Source organism: Burkholderia sp. Bp9012, from assembly GCF_003853825.1.
Classification (GTDB): domain Bacteria; phylum Pseudomonadota; class Gammaproteobacteria; order Burkholderiales; family Burkholderiaceae; genus Burkholderia; species Burkholderia diffusa.
This window is the reverse complement of sequence record NZ_QTQA01000003.1, coordinates 15,181-39,407: the sequence shown is the minus strand read 5'-3', so window position 1 is coordinate 39,407 and position 24,227 is coordinate 15,181. Positions and strand designations below refer to the sequence as shown.

The 24,227-nt window shown below is 57.8% G+C and carries 23 protein-coding genes; 17 read left to right on the top strand and 6 right to left on the bottom strand.

The features are described 5' to 3' along the window. Window positions 1–105: 105 nt before the first annotated feature. The 4 genes from DIE11_RS04385 to DIE11_RS04370 form a co-directional block, all read right to left on the bottom strand. The gene (locus tag DIE11_RS04385) at window positions 106–696 is read right to left on the bottom strand and encodes a 2-hydroxychromene-2-carboxylate isomerase (protein ID WP_124621754.1); all 591 of its coding nucleotides are present in this window, start codon (window positions 694–696) and stop codon (window positions 106–108) included. After that, on the bottom strand, window positions 693–1,919 hold the full coding sequence (locus tag DIE11_RS04380) for an MFS transporter (RefSeq protein ID WP_124621752.1): 1,227 nt from the start codon (window positions 1,917–1,919) through the stop codon (window positions 693–695). The genes DIE11_RS04385 and DIE11_RS04380 overlap by 4 nt, the downstream gene beginning before the upstream one ends. 220 nt (window positions 1,920–2,139) lie before the next feature. After that, entirely contained in the window at window positions 2,140–3,009 is an 870-nt protein-coding gene (locus DIE11_RS04375) for a LysR family transcriptional regulator (protein WP_260437073.1), read from the bottom strand. Between the two features lie 234 nt (window positions 3,010–3,243). After that, window positions 3,244–4,002 carry an aldolase gene (locus DIE11_RS04370; protein WP_124621750.1) on the bottom strand — a complete coding sequence of 253 codons (759 nt, stop codon included), beginning with the start codon at window positions 4,000–4,002 and terminating at the stop codon, window positions 3,244–3,246. A 349-nt stretch (window positions 4,003–4,351) separates the two neighbouring features. Between DIE11_RS04370 and DIE11_RS04365 the strand changes: the two genes are divergently transcribed. From DIE11_RS04365 to DIE11_RS04345, 5 genes are all read left to right on the top strand, one after another. Next, window positions 4,352–5,365: an amino acid ABC transporter substrate-binding protein gene (locus tag DIE11_RS04365; protein ID WP_124621748.1), complete on the top strand. Its 1,014-nt coding sequence runs from the start codon at window positions 4,352–4,354 to the stop codon at window positions 5,363–5,365. Between the two features lie 103 nt (window positions 5,366–5,468). Next, complete coding sequence (locus tag DIE11_RS04360; RefSeq protein WP_124621746.1) at window positions 5,469–6,647, top strand: amino acid ABC transporter permease; 1,179 nt, start codon at window positions 5,469–5,471, stop codon at window positions 6,645–6,647. Window positions 6,648–6,678: 31 nt separating this feature from the next. Continuing rightward, entirely contained in the window at window positions 6,679–7,752 is a 1,074-nt protein-coding gene (locus DIE11_RS04355; protein ID WP_124622227.1) for an amino acid ABC transporter permease, read from the top strand. Continuing rightward, on the top strand, window positions 7,749–8,513 hold the full coding sequence (locus DIE11_RS04350; protein WP_124621744.1) for an amino acid ABC transporter ATP-binding protein: 765 nt from the start codon (window positions 7,749–7,751) through the stop codon (window positions 8,511–8,513). Before DIE11_RS04355 ends, DIE11_RS04350 begins: the two co-directional genes overlap by 4 nt. A 59-nt stretch (window positions 8,514–8,572) precedes the next feature. Then, window positions 8,573–9,781: a PLP-dependent aspartate aminotransferase family protein gene (locus DIE11_RS04345; protein WP_124621742.1), complete on the top strand. Its 1,209-nt coding sequence runs from the start codon at window positions 8,573–8,575 to the stop codon at window positions 9,779–9,781. A 327-nt stretch (window positions 9,782–10,108) separates the two neighbouring features. On the opposite strand, the gene DIE11_RS04340 is transcribed toward DIE11_RS04345, so the two are convergent. Further along, complete coding sequence (locus DIE11_RS04340; RefSeq protein ID WP_124621740.1) at window positions 10,109–10,969, bottom strand: DMT family transporter; 861 nt, start codon at window positions 10,967–10,969, stop codon at window positions 10,109–10,111. Between the two features lie 509 nt (window positions 10,970–11,478). On the opposite strand from DIE11_RS04340, the gene DIE11_RS04335 reads away from it, so the two are divergent. The 7 genes from DIE11_RS04335 (at window position 11,479) to DIE11_RS04305 (ending at window position 17,442) form a co-directional block, all read left to right on the top strand. Beyond that, the gene (locus DIE11_RS04335) at window positions 11,479–12,078 is read left to right on the top strand and encodes a helix-turn-helix domain-containing protein (protein WP_124621738.1); all 600 of its coding nucleotides are present in this window, start codon (window positions 11,479–11,481) and stop codon (window positions 12,076–12,078) included. A gap of 89 nt (window positions 12,079–12,167) precedes the next feature. Continuing rightward, window positions 12,168–12,917, top strand: a complete 750-nt coding sequence (locus DIE11_RS04330; protein WP_124621736.1) for a B3/4 domain-containing protein — start codon at window positions 12,168–12,170, stop codon at window positions 12,915–12,917. Window positions 12,918–13,299: 382 nt separating this feature from the next. Then, entirely contained in the window at window positions 13,300–14,073 is a 774-nt protein-coding gene (locus DIE11_RS04325) for an ABC transporter substrate-binding protein (protein ID WP_124621734.1), read from the top strand. 62 nt (window positions 14,074–14,135) lie between these two features. After that, on the top strand, window positions 14,136–14,825 hold the full coding sequence (locus DIE11_RS04320; RefSeq protein WP_124621732.1) for an ABC transporter permease: 690 nt from the start codon (window positions 14,136–14,138) through the stop codon (window positions 14,823–14,825). Further along, entirely contained in the window at window positions 14,822–15,535 is a 714-nt protein-coding gene (locus DIE11_RS04315) for an ABC transporter permease (RefSeq protein WP_124621730.1), read from the top strand. Before DIE11_RS04320 ends, DIE11_RS04315 begins: the two co-directional genes overlap by 4 nt. Window positions 15,536–15,556: 21 nt before the next feature. Next, window positions 15,557–16,324: an ABC transporter ATP-binding protein gene (locus DIE11_RS04310; RefSeq protein ID WP_124621728.1), complete on the top strand. Its 768-nt coding sequence runs from the start codon at window positions 15,557–15,559 to the stop codon at window positions 16,322–16,324. Between the two features lie 188 nt (window positions 16,325–16,512). After that, window positions 16,513–17,442, top strand: coding sequence for a LysR family transcriptional regulator (locus tag DIE11_RS04305; RefSeq protein ID WP_124621726.1), 930 nt, complete (start codon window positions 16,513–16,515; stop codon window positions 17,440–17,442). Window positions 17,443–17,555: 113 nt separating this feature from the next. Here DIE11_RS04305 and DIE11_RS04300 read toward each other — a convergent pair whose 3' ends face one another. Beyond that, a complete protein-coding gene (locus tag DIE11_RS04300; RefSeq protein WP_124621724.1) occupies window positions 17,556–17,876 on the bottom strand; it encodes an antibiotic biosynthesis monooxygenase in 321 nt (106 codons plus the stop codon). A gap of 325 nt (window positions 17,877–18,201) precedes the next feature. Here DIE11_RS04300 and DIE11_RS04295 point away from each other — a divergent pair, with 325 nt between their 5' ends. The 5 genes from DIE11_RS04295 to DIE11_RS04275 all read left to right on the top strand — a co-directional run bounded on the left by DIE11_RS04295 (window position 18,202) and on the right by DIE11_RS04275 (window position 24,184). Further along, window positions 18,202–18,657, top strand: coding sequence for an Lrp/AsnC family transcriptional regulator (locus DIE11_RS04295; protein ID WP_124621722.1), 456 nt, complete (start codon window positions 18,202–18,204; stop codon window positions 18,655–18,657). Window positions 18,658–18,795: 138 nt separating this feature from the next. After that, complete coding sequence (locus DIE11_RS04290; protein ID WP_124621720.1) at window positions 18,796–19,845, top strand: homoserine dehydrogenase; 1,050 nt, start codon at window positions 18,796–18,798, stop codon at window positions 19,843–19,845. 2 nt (window positions 19,846–19,847) lie between these two features. Then, entirely contained in the window at window positions 19,848–21,263 is a 1,416-nt protein-coding gene (locus tag DIE11_RS04285; protein ID WP_221622444.1) for an aldehyde dehydrogenase family protein, read from the top strand. 124 nt (window positions 21,264–21,387) lie between these two features. Further along, the gene (locus DIE11_RS04280) at window positions 21,388–22,917 is read left to right on the top strand and encodes an amino acid permease (protein ID WP_221622443.1); all 1,530 of its coding nucleotides are present in this window, start codon (window positions 21,388–21,390) and stop codon (window positions 22,915–22,917) included. A 40-nt stretch (window positions 22,918–22,957) separates the two neighbouring features. Beyond that, entirely contained in the window at window positions 22,958–24,184 is a 1,227-nt protein-coding gene (locus DIE11_RS04275; protein ID WP_124621714.1) for a PLP-dependent aspartate aminotransferase family protein, read from the top strand. Window positions 24,185–24,227 lie beyond the last annotated feature (43 nt).

The window sequence follows — 24,227 nt, the reverse complement described above, 5'->3', positions numbered from 1 at the left end:
TGCTCCTGACATCGTCAGTCGCCCTATGTTGAATTCCTGTCATGCAGCGCTATGCGCCGCGCGTTCGTGCTCGGTGACACGCAACCGGTTTAGCCGAGGCTGTTGTTATGCCAGCGCAGCGTCGAGAAATTCGAGCCGGTCTTGTCCCCAGAAAACTTCGCCATCGAAGACATAGCTCGGCGACCCGAAGACGCCGGCAGAGATTGCGCGCTGGGTGTACGAGCGGTATTCCGCGGTCACGGTTGGAGTGCGCGCGTCGATCAACAAATTCAGACTGTCGTATCCGACGCTATCAATAACACGTGCCAACGTGGCTTCACTGGAGATGTCCTGCTCGTCAACCCATTCAGCACGCAAGATCGCCTGTGATAGAGGGGCTAGGTGCAATCCGGCCAGCTTTGCCGCAATGACGACACAGGACGCGAGATCGCCATTGGGACACATGAACCTCGGAGTGGGATTGACGTGTGTCCCGAGCTTTCTGCACCACCGAGCGAGCTCGGCCTCCCGATACGCCTGGCGTTCCTTCGAGCGCTGGGACAGCAATACGCCGCCGGTGCGCGAATAGACATGCGGTAGATCGACCGGTAAGTAGTTCAGCTCGGCTCCGTGACGTGACGCGATCTCTTCCAGGCGATCATTGCCGAGATAGGCCCAATCGGAGTTGATCCAATAGTAGTAGTCGATACGCTTCATGATGGCGATGTCTCCCTCATCAGACAGGTACTCGTTATGCCGACAACCCCGAGAAACGCAAGGTAGAGCGCAATCAGTGAAGGGCTGCCGTTGGCCAGCTTGAGAAGCCATGTAGCGAGGATCGGAGCCAGCCCCCCGCCAAGCGCGCCAGACACCTGGACGGCCAGCGAGATGCCGCTGTATCGCACGGGGGCGGGAAACTGAGCTGAAAAGAGCGCGCCCTCGGTCGCATACAGGATCGAATAGATGATGCCGATCGCTACCACCATCGCCAGATACACCATCCCGGCAGTTCCGGTGCGCAGCATCGCGAAGAACGGAAAGCCGAATAGACAGACAGCGACACAGCCGATCGCGAAGACACGGCGGTGGCCATAGCGATCTCCGAGCATTCCGGTCGCGGGCATGGCCAGTAGGGCGACTGCAGCTCCGCACATCACGCCATCCAGCATCGTCGACTTGGATAGTCGGAGCGTGGTGGTGCCATACGAGAGAGCAAACGTGACGACGGTGTAGAACCAGGTCACCTCTGCCATGCGCGCACCGGCAACTTTCAGCACGGAGCCCAGATGCTCTTCAATGACCGCGACGAGCGGCATCGCAACGGCGTTGCCGGTCCGCTTCATTGCTTCAAACGCCGGCGATTCTTCGACCTTGATCCGGATGACCCAACCCACGATCAACAAGACAACGCTCGCGAGGAATGGCACCCGCCATCCCCACGACAACATGTCTTGCTCGGGAAGCTTGGAAACCGCCGCCATGGCGAGCGAGGACAGAATCAGGCCCGGAGCCACGCCAGTTTGCGGAAGACTCCCGAAGAAACCACGTTTGCCTGCCGGTGCATGTTCGATCGCCATGAGCACTGCGCCGCCCCATTCACCGCCGACTGCGATACCCTGGATGACACGCATGGCTACGAGGCCGACTGCAGCCCAGTAGCCGATTGCGTTGTAGTCAGGTATGAGGCCGATAGCAATCGTCGGCACGCCCATCATGAGCAGTGTCACGAGCAACATCGACTTCCGGCCAAGGCGGTCGCCGAAGTGACCGAAGATGATGCCGCCCAGAGGTCGCGCGAAAAATCCGACGGCGTAGGTCGCAAACGCGGCAAGTGTGCCGGTCAGCGGATCGACTGCGGGAAAGAAGATCCGATTGAAAACCAGCGCGGCAGCGGTGCCGTAGACGAAGAAGTCGTACCACTCGATCGTGGTACCCAACATGCTCGCGATGCCGACAATTCTCGATTGACTGGCACGAGGCGATGGTTCGGTCGTCGCGTTTGTTGCGGAATGATTGGCTGGGGGCGCCATAGCTTCGCATCGGAGGAGAGTGCCATTGGAATACCCGCACCGTGAAGCGATGCGGGACCGAAGGCAGTATGCGAAACCAAAACATGGGCAGCCATGACGTAACCGTCATAGCTGCTATGACAGCCGATTCTTATTCAAGTGTTGTCCGGGCTATGTCGAGGAGGAGTGTCAGCAATGGCGATTGAACTCGTCCGCGTCGGGTGATTGCGACGATTCTGCGAGTAAGTATCGGGCTGACGATCTTGACGCGCTTGAGGTGGTAGTCCTGCAGCAGTTTGGTCGGCATGCGGCTCGGCAAAATGCACTGGCCGGTCGTGACGGAGGCGAGCCGGAGCATGGCGTCCACCGTATCGACTTCGGCAGCGATATTGAAGTGTGGAATCTGGCCCGTCAACATGCGCCGTAGAGCATAGTGCTGCGGGAAAACAATGAGAGGAACATCGTGCTCGTTCAGGGAGATCTGATCGAGTTCGGCGAAGTTTGAGTCCTCGTGCACGACAAGACACATCTCTTCGTCAAACAGAGGTGTGATGCTGACTTCGTCCGACGCGACTGCAGTATCGTAGACGAAGCCCAAATCTGCCTTACCCGTCTCAACCAGATCAACGACTTCCGGAGAGCTTCGCCCGAGCAGGGTCATATTGACCTTCGGGCGTTGCCCCATGAACTTCGCCATGACATCCGCAACAAAGTAGTAGCTCAGTGTGTGGATCGTTGCGACGCGAAGCGAGCCTTCGGTGATGCCTTGTTGCTCCCGCATCTGCGTGATGCAATTGTCGATCAGCTCGTAAGCAGGGCGAGCCGCATTGAGCAATCGTTGCCCGGCGTCGGACAGCGAGACGCCTCGGCCGTGTCGCTCGAACAACGGCTGGCCAACATACGACTCGAGGGCGCTGAGCTGCTTACTCAAGCTCGATTGAGTGAGATCCAGCGACTCCGCTGCGGCTGACAAAGACTGAGACTTTGCGATTACGAGGAACAATCGCAGTTGGTGATCCATGTATTTCATCGGGGCTGTCACTTTCGTGAGTAGAGTTTCCACGCCCCTTTCATTCTCACTGGTCGCGTGCGTCGGGTTATGGATCCGACATGAGGGTGACACGCGTGAGTCAAGTGTGCCGCGTTCGGGATGCCAGGCCGGCGGGCTATGGTGGCGATCATCGTATCACGTCGACATTCCCGACTCTATTCGGGCTACCCCACGAAAACGGCGCGAAGTAGCCCCGTTGCCATGTCAGGCGACTTTTTCCGTCTGGCGACACCAATAGTCGAATGTCCCTCGAACGATGGACGGTTTCAGCAGGTAGTCGTGCGCTTCCTTGGCCAGAGAATCCGACAACGGAGTGAGCGGCCCGAATGTCTGCGCGCGGATCTGCATGCGTGCTGCTCGTTCGAGATAGACCGACAGGTAGGTTGCTTCCTCAATACAATTGCCGGTGGTCAGTTGGCCATGGTGCGCCAACAGGATCGAGCGCTTTTGTCCTAGGGCTTGCGAGATGATGACGCCTTCCTGATCTGCGATGGGGACACCCGGCCAATCAGCGAGGAACGCGCAATCGTCATGGAACGGCGTCATGTCCATCTGGGAGACGATGAGCGGCTGGCGGGCGGCGACGAGGGCGGACACGTAAGGGGAATGCGTATGGATGATACTCTGGATATCGGGGCGTGCTTTGTAGACCCACAGGTGGAAGCGTGTCGCTGGATTCGCCATGCCGTCCCCTGAGAGCGTATTCAGGTCACGGTCGACCTCGATGAAATCGTGGGGCGTTGCCTCGTCAAATCCAAGCCCGAAGCGCAGGGTCCAGTAGGCGTCTTGCCGCTCGGATCTCGCACTGATCTGACCGGCGAGGCCGGCTTCCTGACCCGTCATCGCGAGGATCCGACATGCAAACGCAAGCGTTTCCTGCAGAGTGCGATTGGCCGGCTTGAGATGTTCATGCATCTCGCGGGTGGCCCGTTCGTCGAAGTACTCCTTTGCTCTCAAGTCCATTTGGATCGTCTCACACAAGTAAGGGAAAAACGTGTGCAGAGCGTAGACGGGCCAAGTACTCGGAGCTATGGGGCTGCCCTCATAGCTCGTATGAATCTCGTCACCGCCTCCTGCTCGAGTTACTGGTGGAGCAGCGGCGGCTCCCGTCATAGCAGGTATGAATTTACCGCCATAGCCAGTAGGAAATTGGACCCGAATACTCCGTCCCAAATACCGGTTGCAACACGGCACCGAATCGGGTTAGTGGACGGGCCAAGCGAAGGCTGGAGAGTCGTTCGCACGCCCAAGCGGTCTCGCCCGTTTGTTGGTCCGGGCAAGCGCAATATTTCACCTATTAAATGGAGGCGACATGAAGGGTTTGAAATGGATTCTCGGTACCGTGATTCTTGCTACGTCTGCAACCGCAATCGCGGGGACCACATTCGACAGTGTCAAGAAGAAGGGTGTCGTGACTTGCGGTGTGTCGACGAACCTTCCGGGCTTCGCCTATCTGGACAGTAAAGGGAACTGGCAGGGCCTGGATGTCGACATGTGTCGAGCCATCGCGGCCGCTGCGTTGGGTGATGCCGGCAAGACAAAGATCACGCCGTTGACGACTCAACAACGCTTTACCGCGTTGCAGGCCGGCGAAGTCGATGTGCTCACGCGGAACACGACGCAGACCCTGAGTCGCGATTCGACACTGGGTTTGGTCGGTACGGGCGTCAACTTTTACGATGCACAGGGCCTGATGGTCAAAAAGAGCCTTGGCGTGAAGGACGCGAAGGGGCTGGATGGCGGCGCGATATGTGTGCTGCCGGGCACCACGACAGAGTTGAATCTCACGGACTGGTTCAGATCCCACAACCTCAAGTTCCGACCGGTCGTGTTGAGCAAGTACGAGGAGTTGTTGCGGGCGTTTGTCGCGGGCCGATGCGACGCCGTGACTGCCGACAAGTCCGAGCTCGCGACGGCACGTGTCACGCTCCAGAACCCCGAGCAGTTCGTGATCTTGCCTGATGCGCTTTCGAAGGAGCCGCTCGGCCCGATGGTCCGACAGGGCGATGAGGCATGGTTCAACGTCGTGCGCTGGACACTCAATGCAATGTTTGAAGCGGAGGAGTACGGGGTCACCTCGAAAAACGTCGACCAGATGCGCAAGAGCTCGAATCCCAACGTGCAGCGACTGCTGGGCGTAACGCCCGGCCTTGGAAAGGGGCTTGGGGTGAGCGATGCATGGGCTTACAACATCGTGAAGCAGGTCGGAAACTATGGCGAGACGTTCGAGCGATCGATGGGGATGGAAAGCGCTGTCAAGCTGCCTCGCGGTATGAATGCGCTTTATACGCAGGGCGGCCTGATGTATGGATGGCCTATTCGATAGTCGATGACGGAACTGCGTCCGTGGTCGACCCAGTGCCGGATGGGCCACGCGACGTGAAACTTCCGTCCAGGATTGACGCCGGGATTTTTGCTGAGTGCTCGACATGAAAGCTGCGATGAGACCATCATCTTCCATAAGGTTCTCGTGGACGGATCCCAAGTTGCGATCCGTCATCTACCAGATTGTCGCAGTCGTGGCGGTGATATCGCTGGTCTGGTTTCTGGTTACCAACACGATTCATAACCTGGCTGCGCACAACATTGCCTCCGGGTTTGGATATCTGACGCAGCCTGCGGGCTTCGCTATCAGTGAATCCTGGCTGCCGTATTCACCGCTTGATACGTATGGGTATGCGATTTTGGTCGGCCTGACCAATACGCTTCGGGTGGCCGTGATCGGGATCGTCGCGGCGACGATCCTCGGCACCTTGACCGGCATCGCACGCGTTTCCCGGAATCCGTTGCTGTCAAGCATTGCGTCGGCATACGTTGAAGTCGTACGGAACATTCCGCTGTTGATTCAGCTTTTTTTCTGGTACGTCCTGATCACGCAGGTCATGCCCGCGCCGCGCGACGCGCATGTCCTGCTGCCCGACGTGTTTCTCTCGAACCGCGGTCTCGCATTTCCAACGGTGGCTGGTGCATCGGCGTCGTCGATGGTGGGCAGCCTTGTGGGAGTCCTGATGTTGTCTGCCGTTCTGTGGCGTTTGCGAGAGCGCCATCGCGTGCGCATGGGCGCCGTGCACCCGTACTGGCGATACGTCGTTGTTGCAGTCGTTGCGGTCCCGTTCGCCGCCTACCTCATCAGCGGACTCGATCTCCGGCTTCAGGTCCCTGCGTTGAGCGGATTCAACTTCACCGGTGGCGCGTCAGTTTCGCCGGAATTTACGACATTGATGCTCGGACTCGTCATTTACACCACGGCATATATCGGAGAGATCGTACGGGCAGGAATCCGTGCTGTCGATCGTGGTCAGTGGGAGGCGGCCCGGTCGATCGGTTTGTCGAACGGGAAGGTGCTCCGGCTGGTGGTCTTGCCGCAGGCATTGCGCGTCATCATTCCCCCTCTCTCGAGCCAGTATCTGAATTTTGTCAAGAACAGCTCGCTGGCTGTGGCTATCGGTTTTCCCGACATTGTCGCCGTGGTCGACACTGTCCTGAATCAGACCGGCCAAGCCATCGAATGCATTCTGATCGTGATGGCGGCCTATCTGACTGTCAGCCTCTCGATTTCCCTCTTCATGAATTGGTACAACGACCGCCTGGCGTTAACGGAGCGATAGCATGAACACCTTGTCTCCTGATGACCGCCAGATGGTGCCGGCCGCCCGCATTGCCGGGCATTCCCGCATGAAGAAGATCCGGCGAGCCTTGTTTGCCAGCCCACTGCAGGCAGCGTTGACGCTAGTGTTGGCGGTTGTGATCTGCATTGCGCTGGTACCGCTCGCAAACTGGGCCGTCTTCGACGCGACCTTCGTGGCTGAAAGCGCGAACGCGTGCAGACAGCATGCGTCAGGGGCTTGCTGGGCATTCATCGCGGAGAAGTACCGCCTGATTCTGTTCGGCACCTATCCGTATCAGGAGCAATGGCGCCCACTTGTTGCAACGGTGCTTCTGGTCGGGGTGATTGTCGGAAGCGGGCATCGCTTCTTCTGGAACCGCAGGATCGTTGGCTTGTGGGGCATGGGGCTGGTGCTTGCCGCGACGCTCATGTGGGGCGGCGTGCTCGGGCTCAAGTATGTGGCGGACGAGAACTGGGGTGGCTTGCCTGTTACGTTGATGTTCGCAACTTTCGGAATCGGGGTTGCCTTTCCACTCGGCGTCTTGCTGGCTTTGGGGCGCCGTTCGAGAATGCCTGCAATCAAGACCCTGTGCGTGATGTATATCGAGCTGATCCGCGGCGTGCCGTTGATCAGTGTGTTGTTCATGTCGTCCGTGATGTTGCCTTTCTTCCTGCCGGAAGGCTTTTCGATCGACAAGTTGCTGCGCGCGCAGCTGGCCATCATCTTCTTTGCCGCGGCATATGTGGCCGAGGTTGTGCGAGGCGGGCTTCAAGCGGTTCCCAAGGGGCAGTATGAGGGGGCTGACTCGATTGGTCTGACGTTCGCTCAGAAGACCTTAAAAATCATCCTGCCACAAGCGCTTAGAGTCGTCATCGGCCCGCTGGTCAGTACCTTCATCACGCTGTTCAAGGAGACATCGCTCGTCGTAATCATCGGCATATTCGATCTGACACTAAGCGCGCGCGCGGCATTGGCGGACTCGGCATGGGGAGGATTCGACATCGAGGCGTATGTGTTCATCTCGGCGATCTATTTCGTTTTCTGCTATTCGATGTCCCGCTTCAGCCGGGCGCTCGAGGCGACTCTCTCGAAGGAGCACAAATGAGTACGGCATCCCAGGCGGCTTCGCCACGTGAGGCGATGATCACCCTGCAAGGGGTGAACAAGTGGTACGGTGGGTTCCAAGTTTTGCGTCAGATTGATCTTGTAGTGCGCGCCGGTGAGCGTATCGTGATATGCGGCCCGTCCGGTTCCGGCAAGTCCACGATGATTCGTTGCATCAATCGGCTGGAAGAACATCAACAGGGGCGAATCGTCGTCGACGGAACCGAGTTGACGGACAACCTGCGTCAGGTCGAGGCTGTCCGGCAGAAGGTCGGAATGGTTTTTCAGCACTTCAATCTGTTCCCGCATTTGACGGTGCTCGAAAACCTGACGCTCGGCCCGACCTGGGTGCTCAAGAAGCCGTTGGACGAGGCGCGCGAGATGGCAATGAAGTACTTGACGCGTGTGAGGATCCCGGATCAAGCCGAGAAATATCCCGGACAGTTGTCGGGCGGCCAACAGCAACGCGTGGCCATCGCCAGATCGCTATGTATGCAACCCAAGGTGATCCTGTTCGACGAACCGACTTCCGCTCTCGATCCTGAGATGGTCAAGGAGGTGCTTGATGTCATGGTCTCACTCGCCGAGGAGAGCAAGGTCACGATGCTTTGCGTGACCCATGAAATGGCATTTGCGAGGAAGGTGGCGGACCGAGTGATCTTCATGGACCAGGGGCAAATCGTCGAGGAGAACGATCCCCAAACGTTCTTCACGCGGCCGAAAAACGAACGCGCGGTGCAGTTTCTGAACCAAATTCTGTAATCTGGCCAAGACCGAGCGGGGGTGCTCGAAAACGGTCAATTCCACATGGACAGCATGCAATGAGCAAGAAGCACGATTACGACAAGATGGGCTTCATGACGAGGGCCATCCATCTTGGCTACGATGCCCAAGAGGCTCACGGTGCGGTGAACGCGCCGGTCTACATGACATCGACTTACTCGTTCGACACGATGGCGGATGCGGAAGCGGTATTCGCTGGCGAGAGTGATCGATACGTGTACGGTCGGCAGCACAACCCGACGCAAGCGCTGCTTGAGGCTCGTCTGGCCTCGCTGGAAGGAGCTGAGGCCGCGCTTGTGACGGGTACCGGGATGGGCGCCATCTGTTCGACGTTGATGACGTTGCTTCAGTGCGGCGACGAAATCATTTCGCACCATACGATCTATTCAACCGCATCAAGCTATCTCGATGACGGGCTGCCTGGCCTCGGCATCGGCGTCAAGAAGGTCGATTTGATGAACCCTGACGAGTTCTCCGCGGCGCTCACGGACAAGACGCGAATCGTATACTTCGAAAGTCCCGTGAATCCGTCGGGCGAGGTACTTGATATCCGCGCCATCGCAGACCGAGCCAGGGCAGCGGGTCTGCTCGTGGTGATCGATTCGACATTTGCGTCGCCGGCGTTGCAACAGCCGGTTTCATTTGGCGCGGATCTCGTCATCCATTCGTTGACGAAATACATCAATGGTCATGGGGACACGCTCGGTGGCGCGGTTATTGGCAGCGCAGAAATGATCGACAGGATCAGAGCCAAGGGCATGCGATACATGACCGGTTCGAGCCTCTCGCCGATGAGTTGCTTTCTGGTCCTGCGCGGGTTGAAGACGCTGAAGATCCGGATGCGTCAGCATGGGGAAAGCGCGCTCCAGATCGCAAAGCTACTCGATCAACATGCTGCAGTGGCGACGGTCTGTTATCCGCTCCTGCCGATACACCCGCAGTACGAACTGGCACGGACGCAAATGAGCGCGGGCTCGGGGATGCTGTCGTTCGAGCTGAAGTCGGGCTTCGACGGCGCAACGAAGTTGATCGACGGTCTCACGCTGATTGGAAAGGCTGTGAGTCTCGGAGATACCGAGTCGCTGATCACGCATCCTGCGGCACTCGTCGAGGCGCGGCAGCGAATTGTTCCATCGGCAAAGCTCGCCAGAGGCGTGTCGCGCGGCATGATCAGACTGTCGGTCGGGCTTGAAGATGTCGAGGACATCTGGGCTGATCTTGAGCATAGCCTCGATCGATTGATTTAGTCGGCTGCGATACACGTTCTATCAAGCGAATTAAGTTATGTTGCGACCGCGCTCAATACCGGTGGTGCTGAGCGCACACTGCCTTGTGGATGTGGTCGCCAAATTGACAAGATCTGGCTGGGGTCGGGGTGTGGGTAATAACGATTGTCGTCGACTTTGTGATTTGCCGGACCCCAATCGTTAGAAGTTCTCCTGGGGGGGGGCGATAACTGGCAGAGACAAGATATTCAAGACGGAGGCGTGAGTGGGCGCGTTGAAGCGCTACTGCTTGCCGAAAGAGGGCATGTCAGGGGGAATATCTGACCGGTCTCGACGAAACGCGTCGAGTTAACTGACCAATAGTCCGATCCCTGACAGAGCAAGCAGGACACCTAGCACCCGCTGCCAAGTGAGTTGTTCGCGAAGAATCGTTGTGGCCAGTACCACCGTGGTCAGTGGGTAGAGGGAGACGAGGGTTGCAACAATCGACAATTGCTGGCCATAGATCAGCGCGGACTTGTACAGCATCGTGCCGGAAGCATCGAGACAGCCCGCCAGAGCGATGAAGATGGCACCGCGAAAATCGGGTCGTGCCTCGAGTGTGACGCGATAGCTGAAGAGGGCAGCAATTATCAGCAGAGATAGGGATACGGAGCGTGCCACGGCCAGCGACCAGAATCCTGCCTGCAGGGAAACCTGTTTCAGGCAAATGTAGGTTGCCGCAATCCCGCTGCCGGCGACAACAGCGAGAAGCAAACCCTTGGTGAGACGGGTCTTGTCTTCGGCAGTACTGTCACCATGTTCTGCGCCACTGACAATCACGACAGCCAGAGCACCGAGAAGGAAGCCGATATAGGCTTGCAGGGACGGTCTTTCGTGCGCAACCAGTACACCGAACAGAACCGGCAAAACGATCCCGATTAGAGCCGTTACAGGCGCGACCACGGCCATAGGTCCGATTCCAAGTGCCATATAGAGAGCCGGTAGCGAGATTGCAATGCTCACACCGGCTGCGGCGCTCCACCACCAGTCGGTTGCTCCTGCCATCTGCCCATGGGTCGCGATAGCGAGCAAAGCCGTGATTGCAAGTGCCGGGACCTGGTTGAAGAGCATCACATGCCCGATCGATACACGACGCGTCGAGTAACCGCTCAGAAAGTCAGCCGACCCGTAACAGACGGACGAGAGAAGCGCGAGTATCGAGCCCATTTTTTTGCCAGAAAGGTTGAGAAATCGTTCGAAGCTGCGTGATCGAACGCAGTGGAACAAACCGCAACGTATCGGCCAAATAGTACAATATATTGCACGTTAGTCAATCAAAATGATCTGGTCCGGGCATTGGGGATCAATCGGGGGTGATTTGCCGAGGATCTGCGTCTACGCAGCATGCGTGACACGGCGCGTCGATGGGAGGCGTTCTCGACCACCTTGAACGCATACCGGACGAATAGAAAGGCGGGGGCGGCACGCTCTGGGACGTGGCATCCAGAACGGATGAAGTCGAAGGGCGTTCGAATGTGCAGCGCTTGCACGTGAGAGGGATCCGGGGACGAAACGCACTGCCGGCCGGCGGCGAGCCTCTGGGCATCGAGGTTCTTGTCTGAGATTACGGCTTGCTGTCATTTGGCGCGCCATGACGAGCATACGCCGTCCAGCGCCAACAGCAATCTGTATGCGTGGTACATTATATTGATCTCACAACATGTACCGGTTCTCGCATGAACGACGTCGACGCAATCAACACCATCGTCGGAAGAAATCTGGTTGCGCAGCGGAAGGCTCGTGGGCTGACGTTAGATCAGCTGGCGCAGGCATCCGGAGTCAGTCGCGGAATGGTCGTCCAGATCGAGCAGGGCAAGACCAACCCTAGTGTCGCGACGCTATGCAGGCTGGCCAATGCGCTTGTCGTTCCGATCTCCAAGCTGATCGAGACCGATTTGCGCCCCGCTGCGTACAAAACGAAGCTTTCTGATGCCTCCGAGCTGTGGCGCGGGGCGGCGGGCGGTCTTGGACGCCTCATCACTGGCTTCGATGAACCATCCGTACTCGAGTTCTGGGAATGGCGCCTGAGCCCGCGTGAATCTTACGACGGTATTGCTCATCCGCCGGGTACCAAGGAGCTACTGTTTGTCACGGCCGGAACTCTGACGGTTACCGCGGGGCCGGTGTGCGAAACGGTGGCTACCCAGGAGGCGTTGGTGTTCTCGGCGGACGTCCCGCATCGGTATGCCAACGAACTGGACCACGAAGTTGTCTTCATGATGGTGGTCGTCGAGCCACGGACGGTCGCTCGCGCAGGGGCTGGAACGTTTAGCTGATGACATCAAACTGAACTAAAAGACAAATATATTGAACTCTCGATTTTTTCGGGCTATAGTCGTTCCCGGAATGTACTTGGGAGTGAGTCGTGTCAGTTGAAATCGAAGATCCTGTAGCAGCCGCGCTGGAGCAATTCCGCGTGTCGGCTGCAATTGATGATACGTACCCGGAAGCAACGATTGCCGTCATTGTCGCGATCGGGCTGAACAACAGCCCGTCGAACGCCGAAAGCAGCAAGGCACTTGCTGATGCTGCTGCAGCCTTGCACACAGTCGTCGATGCAGACGGGCTCCGTGACCACCCTAAAATTGCTTGCTGGCACGAAATCTACAAGCGTTTTAACGCAAAGCCGCGAAAGTATCCGTGTTCGGTCGAATCGCTTGCGCGACGCGCGCTCCGGCCGGACTCGACCGTTCCGACGATCAACTGCCTGGTCGACTTTTATAACGCACTGAGCCTTCGTCACCTTGTGCCGATCGGTGGCGAGGATCTCGACACGCTTCAAGGCGTGCTCGAACTGCGGCCGGCAACGGGGCGAGAGAGTTTCGACATTGCCGACGACTCTTCTGCGGACCATGTGATCGTGCCCGAAGGGGAAGTCATCTGGACGGATGATCTCGGCGCAACCTGCCGGCGCTGGAACTGGCGCCAAGGGCGACGTACGAGGCTCACGGAAGAGACGAAGAATGCCTACTTCATTATTGATGCTGCTATTCCGTCGACTGGCGGAAAGGAAATCGTACAAATTGTCAAAGAGTTGATTGACATCCTCCGTGTTCACGCGGGCGCGGAGAAGGTTGGCTATCGACTCATCAAGGTCGGTAACGTGCCACTTTGATGTACTGGCTCCTGGCGTCGCTGACACCGGGAGCGAAATCGAAGTGCTGGCGGCAGTGGCCAGTGATTCTTCTGTATTGGAATAAAAAGTGGCGGGGCCTACAGCGGTATGGTGGCATCGGCGCTCGAACGTAGCCGAGGTGCGATGTAGCTCGAGCAGAGCGACATTCGACCGCACACATTACCGATCCTGGATAGTCTCCTATCCAGGATAGCGACATATTGAGATGTAGAGGCCAATAGTTCCGTATGTAGCGGTGTAATTCGATATTAATAATTTAATTAGGCATACGAAATTTGTGGTGGAACGGGGGCAGCATCGAGCAGAGGCGCCCCCCCCTTGTAGTGATGTACTTGAAAAGCAAAATTACCCGGAGACAGTCATGAAGAAGCTCGTTGCGTGCGTCGCGCTTGCCGTCGTTGCATCCAGTGCATTTGCGAAAGAGTGGTCGACAATCCGATTTGGTGTGGATGCGACCTATGCGCCGTTTGAGTCGAAGAGCTCGGATGGGAAGGTCGTTGGCTTCGATATCGATCTCGGCAACGAGATCTGTGCGCGATTGAAGGCAAAGTGCGTGTGGGTCGAGAATGATTTCGATGGCTTGATCCCGGCATTGAAAGCGAAGAAATTCGACGGCGTGCTGTCGTCGATGTCGATGACGCCGCAGCGCGCGGAGCAGATCGCGTTCTCCGCGAAGTTGTACAACACGCCGACGAGACTAGTGACGAAGAAGGGCGTCACGCTGCAGCCGACGGCCGATTCGCTGAAAGGCAAATCGGTAGGCGTCGAGCAGGGCACGATTCAGGAGACGTACGCAAAGACCTACTGGGCACCCAAGGGTGTGCGCGTCGTTGCGTACCAAAACCAGGATCAGGTTTATTCCGACTTGCTCGCCGGGCGACTGGACGCATCGCTGCAGGATGCGGTGCAAGCTGACATCGGTTTTCTCAAGACGCCGCGCGGGGCTGCCTATCAGTTCGCCGGTGGGGATATCACCGATCCGAAGACGCTCGGCGAAGGTGCAGGTATCGGTCTGCGCAAGGAAGATGCCGACCTGAAAGCGAAGCTTGATCAGGCGATCGCCGACATGCAGAAGGACGGCACGTTCAAGAAGATCGAGCAGAAGTACTTTGCATTCGATATCTACGGGAACTGACCTTTTTGCGGCGCACACGGCAATGACCTTGTTGCGCCGCATCCCTTTCTGGATACTTTGACATGCTTTTCCAAGGATTTGGTCCGCTGCTGTGGGCCGGCACGGTCGAGACCGTGAAGCTTGCGGTGCTATCGCTCGCTGCGTCGTTTGTGCTTGGGTTGCTTGGTGCTGCCGCAAAGGTGTCGTCAAATCGCGTTCTGGCAGCACTCGGGACTTTCTATACGACACTGATCCGTGCTGTTCCTGACTTGGTTCTGATGCTCCTGTTGTTCTACGGGATGCAAATTCTGCTGAACAACGTGACTGACACGCTCGGTTGGGACCAGATTGACATCGATCCGTTTGTGGCAGGAGTCGTGACTCTGGGCTTCATCTATGGCGCGTACTTCACTGAAACGTTCCGTGGAGCATTTCTCTCGGTGCCGCGCGGTCAAGTCGAAGCGGGCTTCGCGTATGGGATGGGCGGCTGGCGGGTATTTCGACGAATCCTGTTCCCGCAGATGATGCGTTTCGCGCTGCCTGGAATCGGCAACAATTGGCAGGTGCTGGTGAAAGCAACTGCACTGGTGTCGATCATTGGTCTCGCCGACGTTGTGAAGGCGTCTCAGGACGCGGGTAAAACCACATTGAATTTCTTCTTCTTCACGCTTGCGGCAGGTGCAATTTACCTCGCAATCACGACCGTTTCGAACATCGTGCTGCACAACCTCGAGAAGCGTTATTCGGTCGGCGTTCGGAGGCTCGCACTGTGATTAGTCTCATCAGCCAATACTGGCAAAACTATCTGTACACCGACGGGTACGGCTTCAGTGGGCTCGCTGTCACCTTGTGGCTCTTGGTCATATCCATTGTGCTTGGATTCCTGCTTGCCATACCTCTTGCAATCGCGCGAGTATCGTCCAATAAGTGGATTTCGCGGCCCGTGTGGTTGTATACGTACGTGTTCCGTGGTACGCCGCTCTATGTGCAGCTCTTGATGTGCTACACCGGCATCTACAGCCTGCAGGTCGTTCACGAAAATGTGTTGCTCGACACGTTCTTTCGCAATGCGATGAACTGTACGTTGCTTGCGTTCGTGCTGAACGAGTGTGCGTACGCCACGGAGATTTTCGCGGGCGCGATCAAGTCGACCGCGGCTGGAGAAATCGAAGCTGGTATTGCATATGGAATGTCGCGCTTCAAGCTCTATACGCGGATCATTCTGCCGTCGGCGCTGCGGCGATCGTTGCCGAGCTACAGTAATGAGGTGATCCTGATGTTGCACGCGACAACGCTTGCGTTCACGGCGACCGTGCCGGACATCCTGAAAGTCACGCGCGATGTGAACTCTGCGACCTACATGTCGTTCCAGGCCTATGGTCTCGCGGCGATTCTGTATGCAACCGTCGTCTTCGGGCTGATCTGGGCATTCCGAAAGCTGGAAGCCCGATGGCTCGCCTATCTCGCACCCCGCGGTCACTGAGGAATCAAGAAGGACACACGTATGTACAAGCTTATCGTTGAGGATCTGCACAAGAAGTTCGGGGACAACGAGGTGCTCAAGGGCGTTTCGATGAAGGCAAAGGCCGGCGACGTCATCAGCATCATCGGCTCGAGCGGCTCGGGAAAAAGCACGTTCCTCCGTTGCATCAACTTTCTCGAGCAACCGTGCTCGGGGCAGATCACGATCGGGAAGGAACTGATCCGAACGACGCAAGACAGGCGCGGTGCGTTGCAAGTCGCTGACCAAAAGCAATTGCAACGGATGCGTACCAAGCTTGCGATGGTGTTTCAACACTTCAATTTGTGGGCGCACATGAACGTCCTCGAGAATGTCATCGAAGCGCCGATGGCGGTACTGGGGATCGGCAAGGACGAAGCCATGTCGCGCGCGCGAAAGTATCTCGAGAAGGTCGGCCTGCCCGCGCGCGTCGAGACCATGTATCCGTCACACCTGTCGGGTGGCCAGCAGCAGCGTGTCGCGATTGCGCGTGCACTTGCGATGGAACCGGAGGTGATGCTGTTCGATGAGCCGACGTCGGCGCTCGACCCCGAACTGGTCGGAGAAGTACTGAAAGTCATGCAGGCGCTGGCCGAAGAGGGCCGAACGATGGTCGTCGTTACGCATGAGATGGGGTTTGCGCGGAACGTGTCCAATCATGTAATTTTCCTGCACAAAGGAAAGATCGAGGAGGAAGGGAATCCGCAGGATATCCTCGTCAACCCGAAGAGCGAGAGACTGGGACAGTTTTTGTCGGGGCGATTGAAATAATTCTTACCCTGGCGCGCCTTGTTTCTGTATGAATGTGTGAGAGGCGGAAGTCGGCCACAATGCCGATTCTCGGTTATCTGCAGCGCTTCCGACCGCGTGCGGCTGTATGGTTGTGGCACTTTGGAATGGGTGACGCAGGTATCAGTAGGGCGTGTCGAGTCTGTCGGTGAGTCTGGTAGGAACAAGCGATGAATTCTGACATCAAGGACGGATCCAGCACCCAGGCGACAACGAGAGCTTTGCCATCATTGCAGGCTCTCGTTTGCTTCGAGGCGGCTGCTCGCCTGGAGAGTTTCAGTCGGGCTGCAGAATCTTTGCACGTGACACACGGTGCGGTAAGTCGTGCGGTCCGGGTGTTGGAGGATGATCTAGGTGTTCAATTATTTTCTCGCCGCAACCGACGTGTTTTTCTCTCGCCGGATGGGCAAAGGTTGGCCGAGGCGGTGCGGCAGAGCTTCGATCGGATTGGGGCGGTGTGTCGTGAATTTCGCGAGCGAGCCGTCGATACCGTCTTGACGCTATCGTGCGAACCAACGCTGATGATGCGTTGGCTAATTCCGAACATGACTTCGTTGCAGGCGCAGTTACCGCAGCTCGAGCTGCGACTTGTCGCGGCATCCGGTCCAGCACTCGGAGACGGAATCGATATGGCGATTCGCCGTAACGACGTTCAGTGGTCTGCGGATGTCGAGGCGACGTGCTTATTTGCTGAGCGAGTGGGACCGGTATGTCGTCCGGAGTACGTGCCTGATTTTTTCGACGCCTCGGATGACGGCTGGAGCCTAAAAGATTCTGCGACCCTGCTGCACACGAGAACGCGGCCCGATGCTTGGCAAACGTGGGCGGCTCTGGCCTCTCGTGCAGGGAATGCCGTTCCGGCAGCTGGCAAGGTCTTCGAACACTTCTATTTCAGCCTTCAAGCCGCTGCTGCAGGCGTAGGGGTTGCTATCGGCCCCTGGCAATTGGTGAGGCGCGAAATGGAGAGCGGTCTGCTCGCGGCCCCGATGGATTTTGTCGAGGACGGCTCTGCCTATTATCTGCTGGCGCGTACTCCCGTTGAGGAGAATAAGGTCGGCCGTGTGGTAAGAGACTGGCTCTTGAATTTAGTATCCGAGTAGTACCCCTGACCTTTGTGACTGCAATGTGTCTTTTCGCCGCTCAAGGGGAGGCTCATCTCCTCACGCCTGAGCGGCGATTGTGCTACCCATGCGCAGACCAGAAACCTTGAGATTTAAGCTGAGAAGGTCGGTTTTCTCAGGCGATCGTCGCCATACTCCCGCAGCACCTGTGCAATGACAACCCGATACCCGTCGAGCCAACGGGCTTGCTTCGCCTTGGCTTCAAGGTGGGCGGGGTGCTTGACCAACCGCAATAGAGCCTCTTCAGATTCCCAGTAGTAAATATTCTGGATCAGTCCAGCGACGGCGTTTTCCCATGTCTCTTCGCCGAGATATCCCGGGAGGCTGCGGGCGACCTTGGCGATCTGCTGATCGAGTTCGTGAAACTCGTCGTCATACTGGCCAGCCTTGAAAATGAAAGTGGAAGAGAACATTGGGCTTTCCCTGGTGACGTGGATCCATTCGACCTGAGGGCGCGCATCTTGCACGCGCGGACCTCTCTCGTTTTCATGCTGTAGACCGTATTCCTCGTGCCGACCTGCTGGGCTGCCCTCATGAGGGGCCTCCGGCGAGCACGTTGCTCGGGCAGCAGTCAAAATGCTAGCATAGTTCAATATATTGTTCTACAATGGGTTGCATATTGAACTTCCGGTGCGGTCGGAAAATCTTCGTCGATGTCGTGCGGTCCCGTCGGGCGCTGCCCAGGGAGATCACCGGTCTGGCGACCATCTGAATGTCTGGAGCGTTGCGAGGAAGATCATGAAGCGTGTACTGGACAAGGTTGACGAGAAGATCCTCGCACAACTGGCGGAGAACGCGAGACTGTCTCATAACGATATCGCCCTCACGGTGAACCTCTCGCGCAACGCTGTACGTTTGCGAATCGAGCGATTAGAGCGCGATGGCTTCATTCGCGGCTACACAATCAGGAAGGGGTCGGCGACGCCGGAGTCCGAGCGCATTCGAGCCCTGATGTTCGTGTACCGGAAGGACCGTATGCGCGGCGGGGATGTATTGAAGTACGTGCGGTCCGTGCAGGAAGTCGTTACATGCGACGTCATGAGTGGCGACCTGGACGTTGTCCTCCATGTTGAAGCAGTCAGTGTTGATCGAATTCACAAGCTCTGGGACGAAATATCTGCGCTTCCCGAGGTACTCAATACCGTCACCTCGTTCGTCCTGACCCGTGCAAAGGGCAATCAGCACGGCGCCTGAACGCTTTCGCGCCCAAGTCGAGCGCTTTGAACATTTGCGAGCAAATTGCTCGTCATTTTGTTCAAGCTGCCATATTTGGACTGCCAATCGTGTTGGATAACATTTTCGTCATCTTTCCACTACGACGAAGGTGCTGAAGTGAGCGAATACAAGGTTGCATTGATCGGGTTTGGCGGCGTGAACAGGGCGCTTGCGCAGTTGGCAGCGGACAACAATGCCAAGTGGCAAAGCGAGCTGGGCTTTCAGTTGAAGATCGTTGGTATCAGCGACTTGCACCTGGGGTCGGTCGTTCGCCCCGAGGGCATCGATCTGAATGTACTGCGCGATCTCCCGACGGAGAAAGGGGCTCTGGCGAAGCTGTCGGGTGGCAATGTCGACGCCGCTACGGAACATGTCATTGAGACGTCCGGAGCAGACATCGTGGCTGAAGCGACCTTCACCAATGCAGTCAACGGTGAACCGGCAACGTCGTACTGCCGGCTTGCGCTGAGCAAGGGCATCAGCGTTGTCACGACCAACAAGGGGCCTGTGGCCTTCCATGCGGAAGCATTGAAGCGCGAAGCTGCGGCGAACAGTGTGCATTTCGAGTACGAAGGCTCGGTCATGAGCGGCACGCCTGTCATTCGCCTCGCAAAGGAACTGCTTGCCGGGTCCGATTTGAAAGGCTTCGAAGGCATTCTCAATGGCACGTCGAACTTCGTGCTGTCGAGCATGGAGTCCGGCCTGAGCTTCACAGAGGCGGTCGAGAAGGCCCAGCGTCTTGGCTACGCGGAGGCCGATCCGACTGCCGATATCGAAGGGCATGACGTTCGCCTGAAGGTCGTGATCCTGGCCAACGAATTGCTCGGTGCAAAACTCAAACCGACCGACGTATCGTGCAAGGGCATCAGCGGCTTGACGCTGCAGAGCATCCACGATGCTTCTGCGGCAAATGCGCGGTGGAAGCTGATCGGTAGCGCGTCCAAGTTGGCTGACGGCACGGTGCGAGCCAGCGTCGAGCCCAAACTGCTGCCGCTGGAAAACTCGCTGGCTGCAGTGGGTGATGCCATCAATGCCGTGACGTTCCGGACCGGTATGTTGGGCGATGTGACGGTGCGAGGCCCGGGCGCTGGCCGTGTGGAAACTGCATACGCGCTGCTTGCCGACATTATCAGCATTCACAAAGCGAAAGTCGCACAGGGGAAATGAGCATGAGTAACGTTGCGTTTCCCGTCACCTCGTCCCATAGCGTAATTGCTGTCAACAATCCGTTCGATGGCACTCAAGTTGGAACCGTCGTGAATATGCCGGCGGAGCGTGCTGAGTCCCTCATTGACATCGCACGAGACGGCGCAAAGGTGTCTCGCGATCTGCCGCGTCACGAACGGGCTCGCATCCTGGAGACCTGTGCTGCACTGGTCGAGCGGGACAAGGAGGCGTTTGCGGAGCTCATCGTCGCGGAGGCTGGCAAGACGCTGAAGCAGGCACGGAAAGAAGTGCTTCGTTGCGTCAATACGCTCAAGCTGTCAGCCGATGAGGCCCGCCACAACGGCGGGGAGGTCGTGCCGTTCGCTTCGTACGTTGGCTCGGAAAACCGTCAAGGCTGGTTCACGCGCGAACCGCTGGGCGTCATCGTTGCAATCACGCCGTACAACGATCCGCTCAATCTGGTTGCTCACAAGCTGGGGCCGGCGATTGCAGGCGGCAACTCGATCGTGCTTAAGCCGTCGGAGCTCGCCCCTTTGTCGGCAATCAAGCTGGTCGACTACTTGAACATCGCCGGTTTGCCGTCGAATGTCATCTCGATCGCAACTGGTGGTCCGGCCCTTGGCGAAGCGCTTGTTTCCGCTCGAGATGTCCGGATGATCTCGTTCACGGGTGGATTCGTGACGGGTGAAAAGATCGCGCGCTCTGCCGGGCTGAAGAAACTCGCGATGGACCTTGGCGGTAACGCACCCGTCATCGTGATGGACGACTGCGACCTCGAGGACGCAGTCGAATCGTGCGTGTCGGGTGCCTACTGGGCCGCGGGCCAGAACTGCATCGGCACGCAACGGATCCTCATCCACTCGCGAATCTACGACGCATTCAAGGAGCGCTTCGTTGCACTCACCCAGGCGTTGAAGGTCGGCAATCCGGCGCTGCCTGACACCGATGTCGGCCCGATGATCACGGCTCAAGCCGCGCGACGTACTGAAGGCGTTGTCAACGATGCGATTCGTCAAGGCGCGAATCTGCTGTGCGGCAACGTTCGTGACGACTCAGTCTATGCGCCGACCGTTCTCGAGGACGTGAGCTTCCATTGCGATCTGTGGATTCAGGAAATCTTCAGCCCGGTCGTTGTGCTGCAGAAGATCGACTCGATCGATGAAGCACTGGACCTGGCGAATCGCCCCGAGTACAGCCTGCATGCCGGTATTTTTACCAAGGACCTGGAGGTCGCCCTGAAGGCCGCCGACAAGCTCGAGGCAGGCGGGGTCATGATCAACGACTCTTCGGACTATCGCTTTGATGCAATGCCGTTCGGCGGCTTCAAGTATGGGAGCCTCGGGCGTGAAGGCGTGCGATTCGCGTACGAGGACATGACGCAACCGAAGGTCGTCTGCATCCGCAAGACGGGGCGTTGATTTAGCGCAGTAGACGTTTTGCCCCAACGGCTCACCGTAAATGGTGAGCCGCTTTGCTTGCAAACGGAACTCGATCGGCATCGCCGGTCCAGTTCCGGAGACACACAGGAAGGAGACGATATTAGTGAGTTCGAATATTCACGCCAATCAATCGAAGGCTGAAGCGTCGCGCTCAGCGGTTTCAGACGTGCTTCTGGGAAGCGAGGATCAAGGCTACCAAAAGACGTTGCGGCCACGTCAGGTACAGATGATCGCCATTGGCGGCGCGATCGGAAGCGGGCTGTTCATGGGGGCTGGCGCGCGCCTGGCAGCAGCAGGACCGTCGTTGGTTCTTGTGTACGCGGTGTGTGGCTTCTTCGCCTGGTTGATCATTCGGGCGCTGGGAGAGCTGGTGATGTACCGGCCGACTACCGGGTCTTTCGTTTCCTATGCTCGCGAGTTTTACGGCGAGAAACTGGCCTATGCGGCTGGCTGGATGTACTGGACCAACTGGGTGACAGTTGCAATTGCCGATCTGACGGCCATCGCGTTGTACATCGGTTTCTTCAAAGCCTATGCGCCGTTCCTGGACGGCATACCGCAATGGGTATTGGCACTGGGAACCCTAGTGTTCATCACATCGTTGAACTTGCTGTCGGTCAAGATTTTTGGCGAGCTCGAGTTCTGGTTCTCGTTCGTGAAAGTGGCGACTCTTTTGTTGTTTCTTTGTGTCGGGAGCTACATGGTGCTCTTCGGTACGCCGCTTCCAGGACATGAAGTTGGGATCACGCTGATCAACAGTAACGGAGGATGGTTCCCGCATGGCGTGCTGTCCGCCATCGTGATGGTACAGGGCGTAATCTTCGCGTACGGCAGCATCGAGCTGATCGGCACCGCGGCCGGTGAAGCAAAGGACGTCAAGACCGTCATGCCGAAGGCGATTCGGGCCGTGCTGTTTCGAATCGTCGTGTTTTACATCGGTTCGGTCCTTCTCCTCGCGATGCTGTTGCCGCACACCGCCTATCGTGCCGGCGTCAGCCCGTTCGTCACGTTCTTTGGCTCGATCGGCGTGCCGGGGGCAGACGCGCTCATGAACCTCGTTCTTGTGACCGCGGCGCTTTCCTCCGTCAACGCAGGCATCTATTCGACCGGTCGCATCTTGCGCTCGCTCGCCATGTCCGGCTCCGCACCCGCATTCCTTGCGAAGATGAATCGTCAGGGCGTGCCGTTCTCGGGAATCATGCTGACCACCGCTGCATCCTCTGTCGGGGTCGTCATGAACGCGTTGGTTCCTGGCGAAGCGTTCGAGATTGCAATGACGCTGACTGCAGTGCTGCTGATCGGCTCGTGGGCAACGATAATCCTGTGCCAGATCAAGCTGTGGAGATGGTCGCGAGACGGGTTGGTCGAACGGCCGGAATTCAGGATGGCATTTGCCCCTTACAGCGGTTACACAACGCTTGCGTTCTTCGCGTTCATTCTGGTGCTGATCGGGTTCGACTATCCGGTCGGAACCTTCACCATCGCGTCCGTTCCCTTCTACGGTGCGGCGCTGGTCGTTGGATGGTATCTGGTACGCAAGCGCGTCAAGGCCATTGCAAACGGCGAACTGAGGGTCAGTGGACAAGCCGAGCCGCGCGAATACGGCGGGCAAGCACTGGCGTCGAACGACTAACCCGGGAATGCATTCCCATTCATCGTGTAACAGGTGGAACATGTCAACCAATAGCAAGCAACAACGCCCGGACAAGGGGAATCTGTCGACCCTTTCGTTTTCGACTCAGGCGGTCCACGGTGGTAACGTCGCTGACGTGACGACCGGCGCGGTTCGGACGCCGCTCGTGATGGCGAATTCGTATCTGCTGCCTGAGGATCCGTCGACCATGGATTGGTCGAGCCCGGACGGCCTTACGTATACGCGCAATGCCGGCCACAACCAGGTTTGCCTCGAGAAGAAGCTGGCTGCGATGGAGCATGGTGAAGAAGCAGCCGTGTTCGCGACTGGCGTGGCAGCGCTTCACGCGATTTTCTTCACGTTCTTGAAGAGCGGCGATCATGTGGTGCTCGGTGACGTGACCTACGAAGCAGTGTGGCGGTTGTTTGCGGAGCTTCTGCCGGAGCGGTACGGGATCGAAGCGACGTTTGTGGACATGGGCGATCTCGCGGCTGTCCAGGCGGCAATGCGACCGAACACGAAGCTCGTCCATACGGAGACGATTGCGAACCCGACGACAAAGGTTGCGGATATCGAGGCCGTAGCTGAAATCGCACACCGGCGTGGTGCGTTGCTGTCGGTCGACGCCACATTCACGCCTGCACCGATGTATCGCGCTGCGGAGCATGGCGCCGACTTCGTGGTTCACTCGCTGACCAAGTACATCAACGGTCACGGCGACGCGATGGGCGGTGCGGTGATCGGGCGCTCTGAGCTGATCCGCGAGCTGAAGCACAACGCTCTTGTCGATCTCGGCGGAACCATATCGCCGTTCAACGCCTGGCTAATCATGCGCGGCTCGGTGACCTTGCCGCTGCGTTTCGAGCGCCAGCTGTCGTCGGCAAAGAAAGTAGCAGCGTTCCTCGACGCAGATCCTCGGGTGGCGTACGTGATGTACCCCGGACTCGCATCGCACCCCCAGCACGAAGTGGCGGTTCGTCAGTTCGGCGGTACGAACTTCGGTGCAATGATGGCGTTCGCCGTCGAGGGTAGCCCGGATATTCAGAACCGCTTTGTCGCGAACCTGCGCGTGATCACTTCCGCGGTGTCGCTGGGGCATGATGAGACGCTCATCGTTCACGTCGGTGGCGATGGCCGAGGCGGGGCAGAGAAGTACCCTGCCGAGTTCCAGAAGTACGGCCACCTGCGCCTCTCGATCGGCCTCGAGGATCCGGACGATCTCATCGCCGATATCTCCGCGGCGCTGGAGGCGACGTTTACGAAGTAACTGATCCGACCGATGACGCTCCGCCATTCAAGCGGAGTCGCAT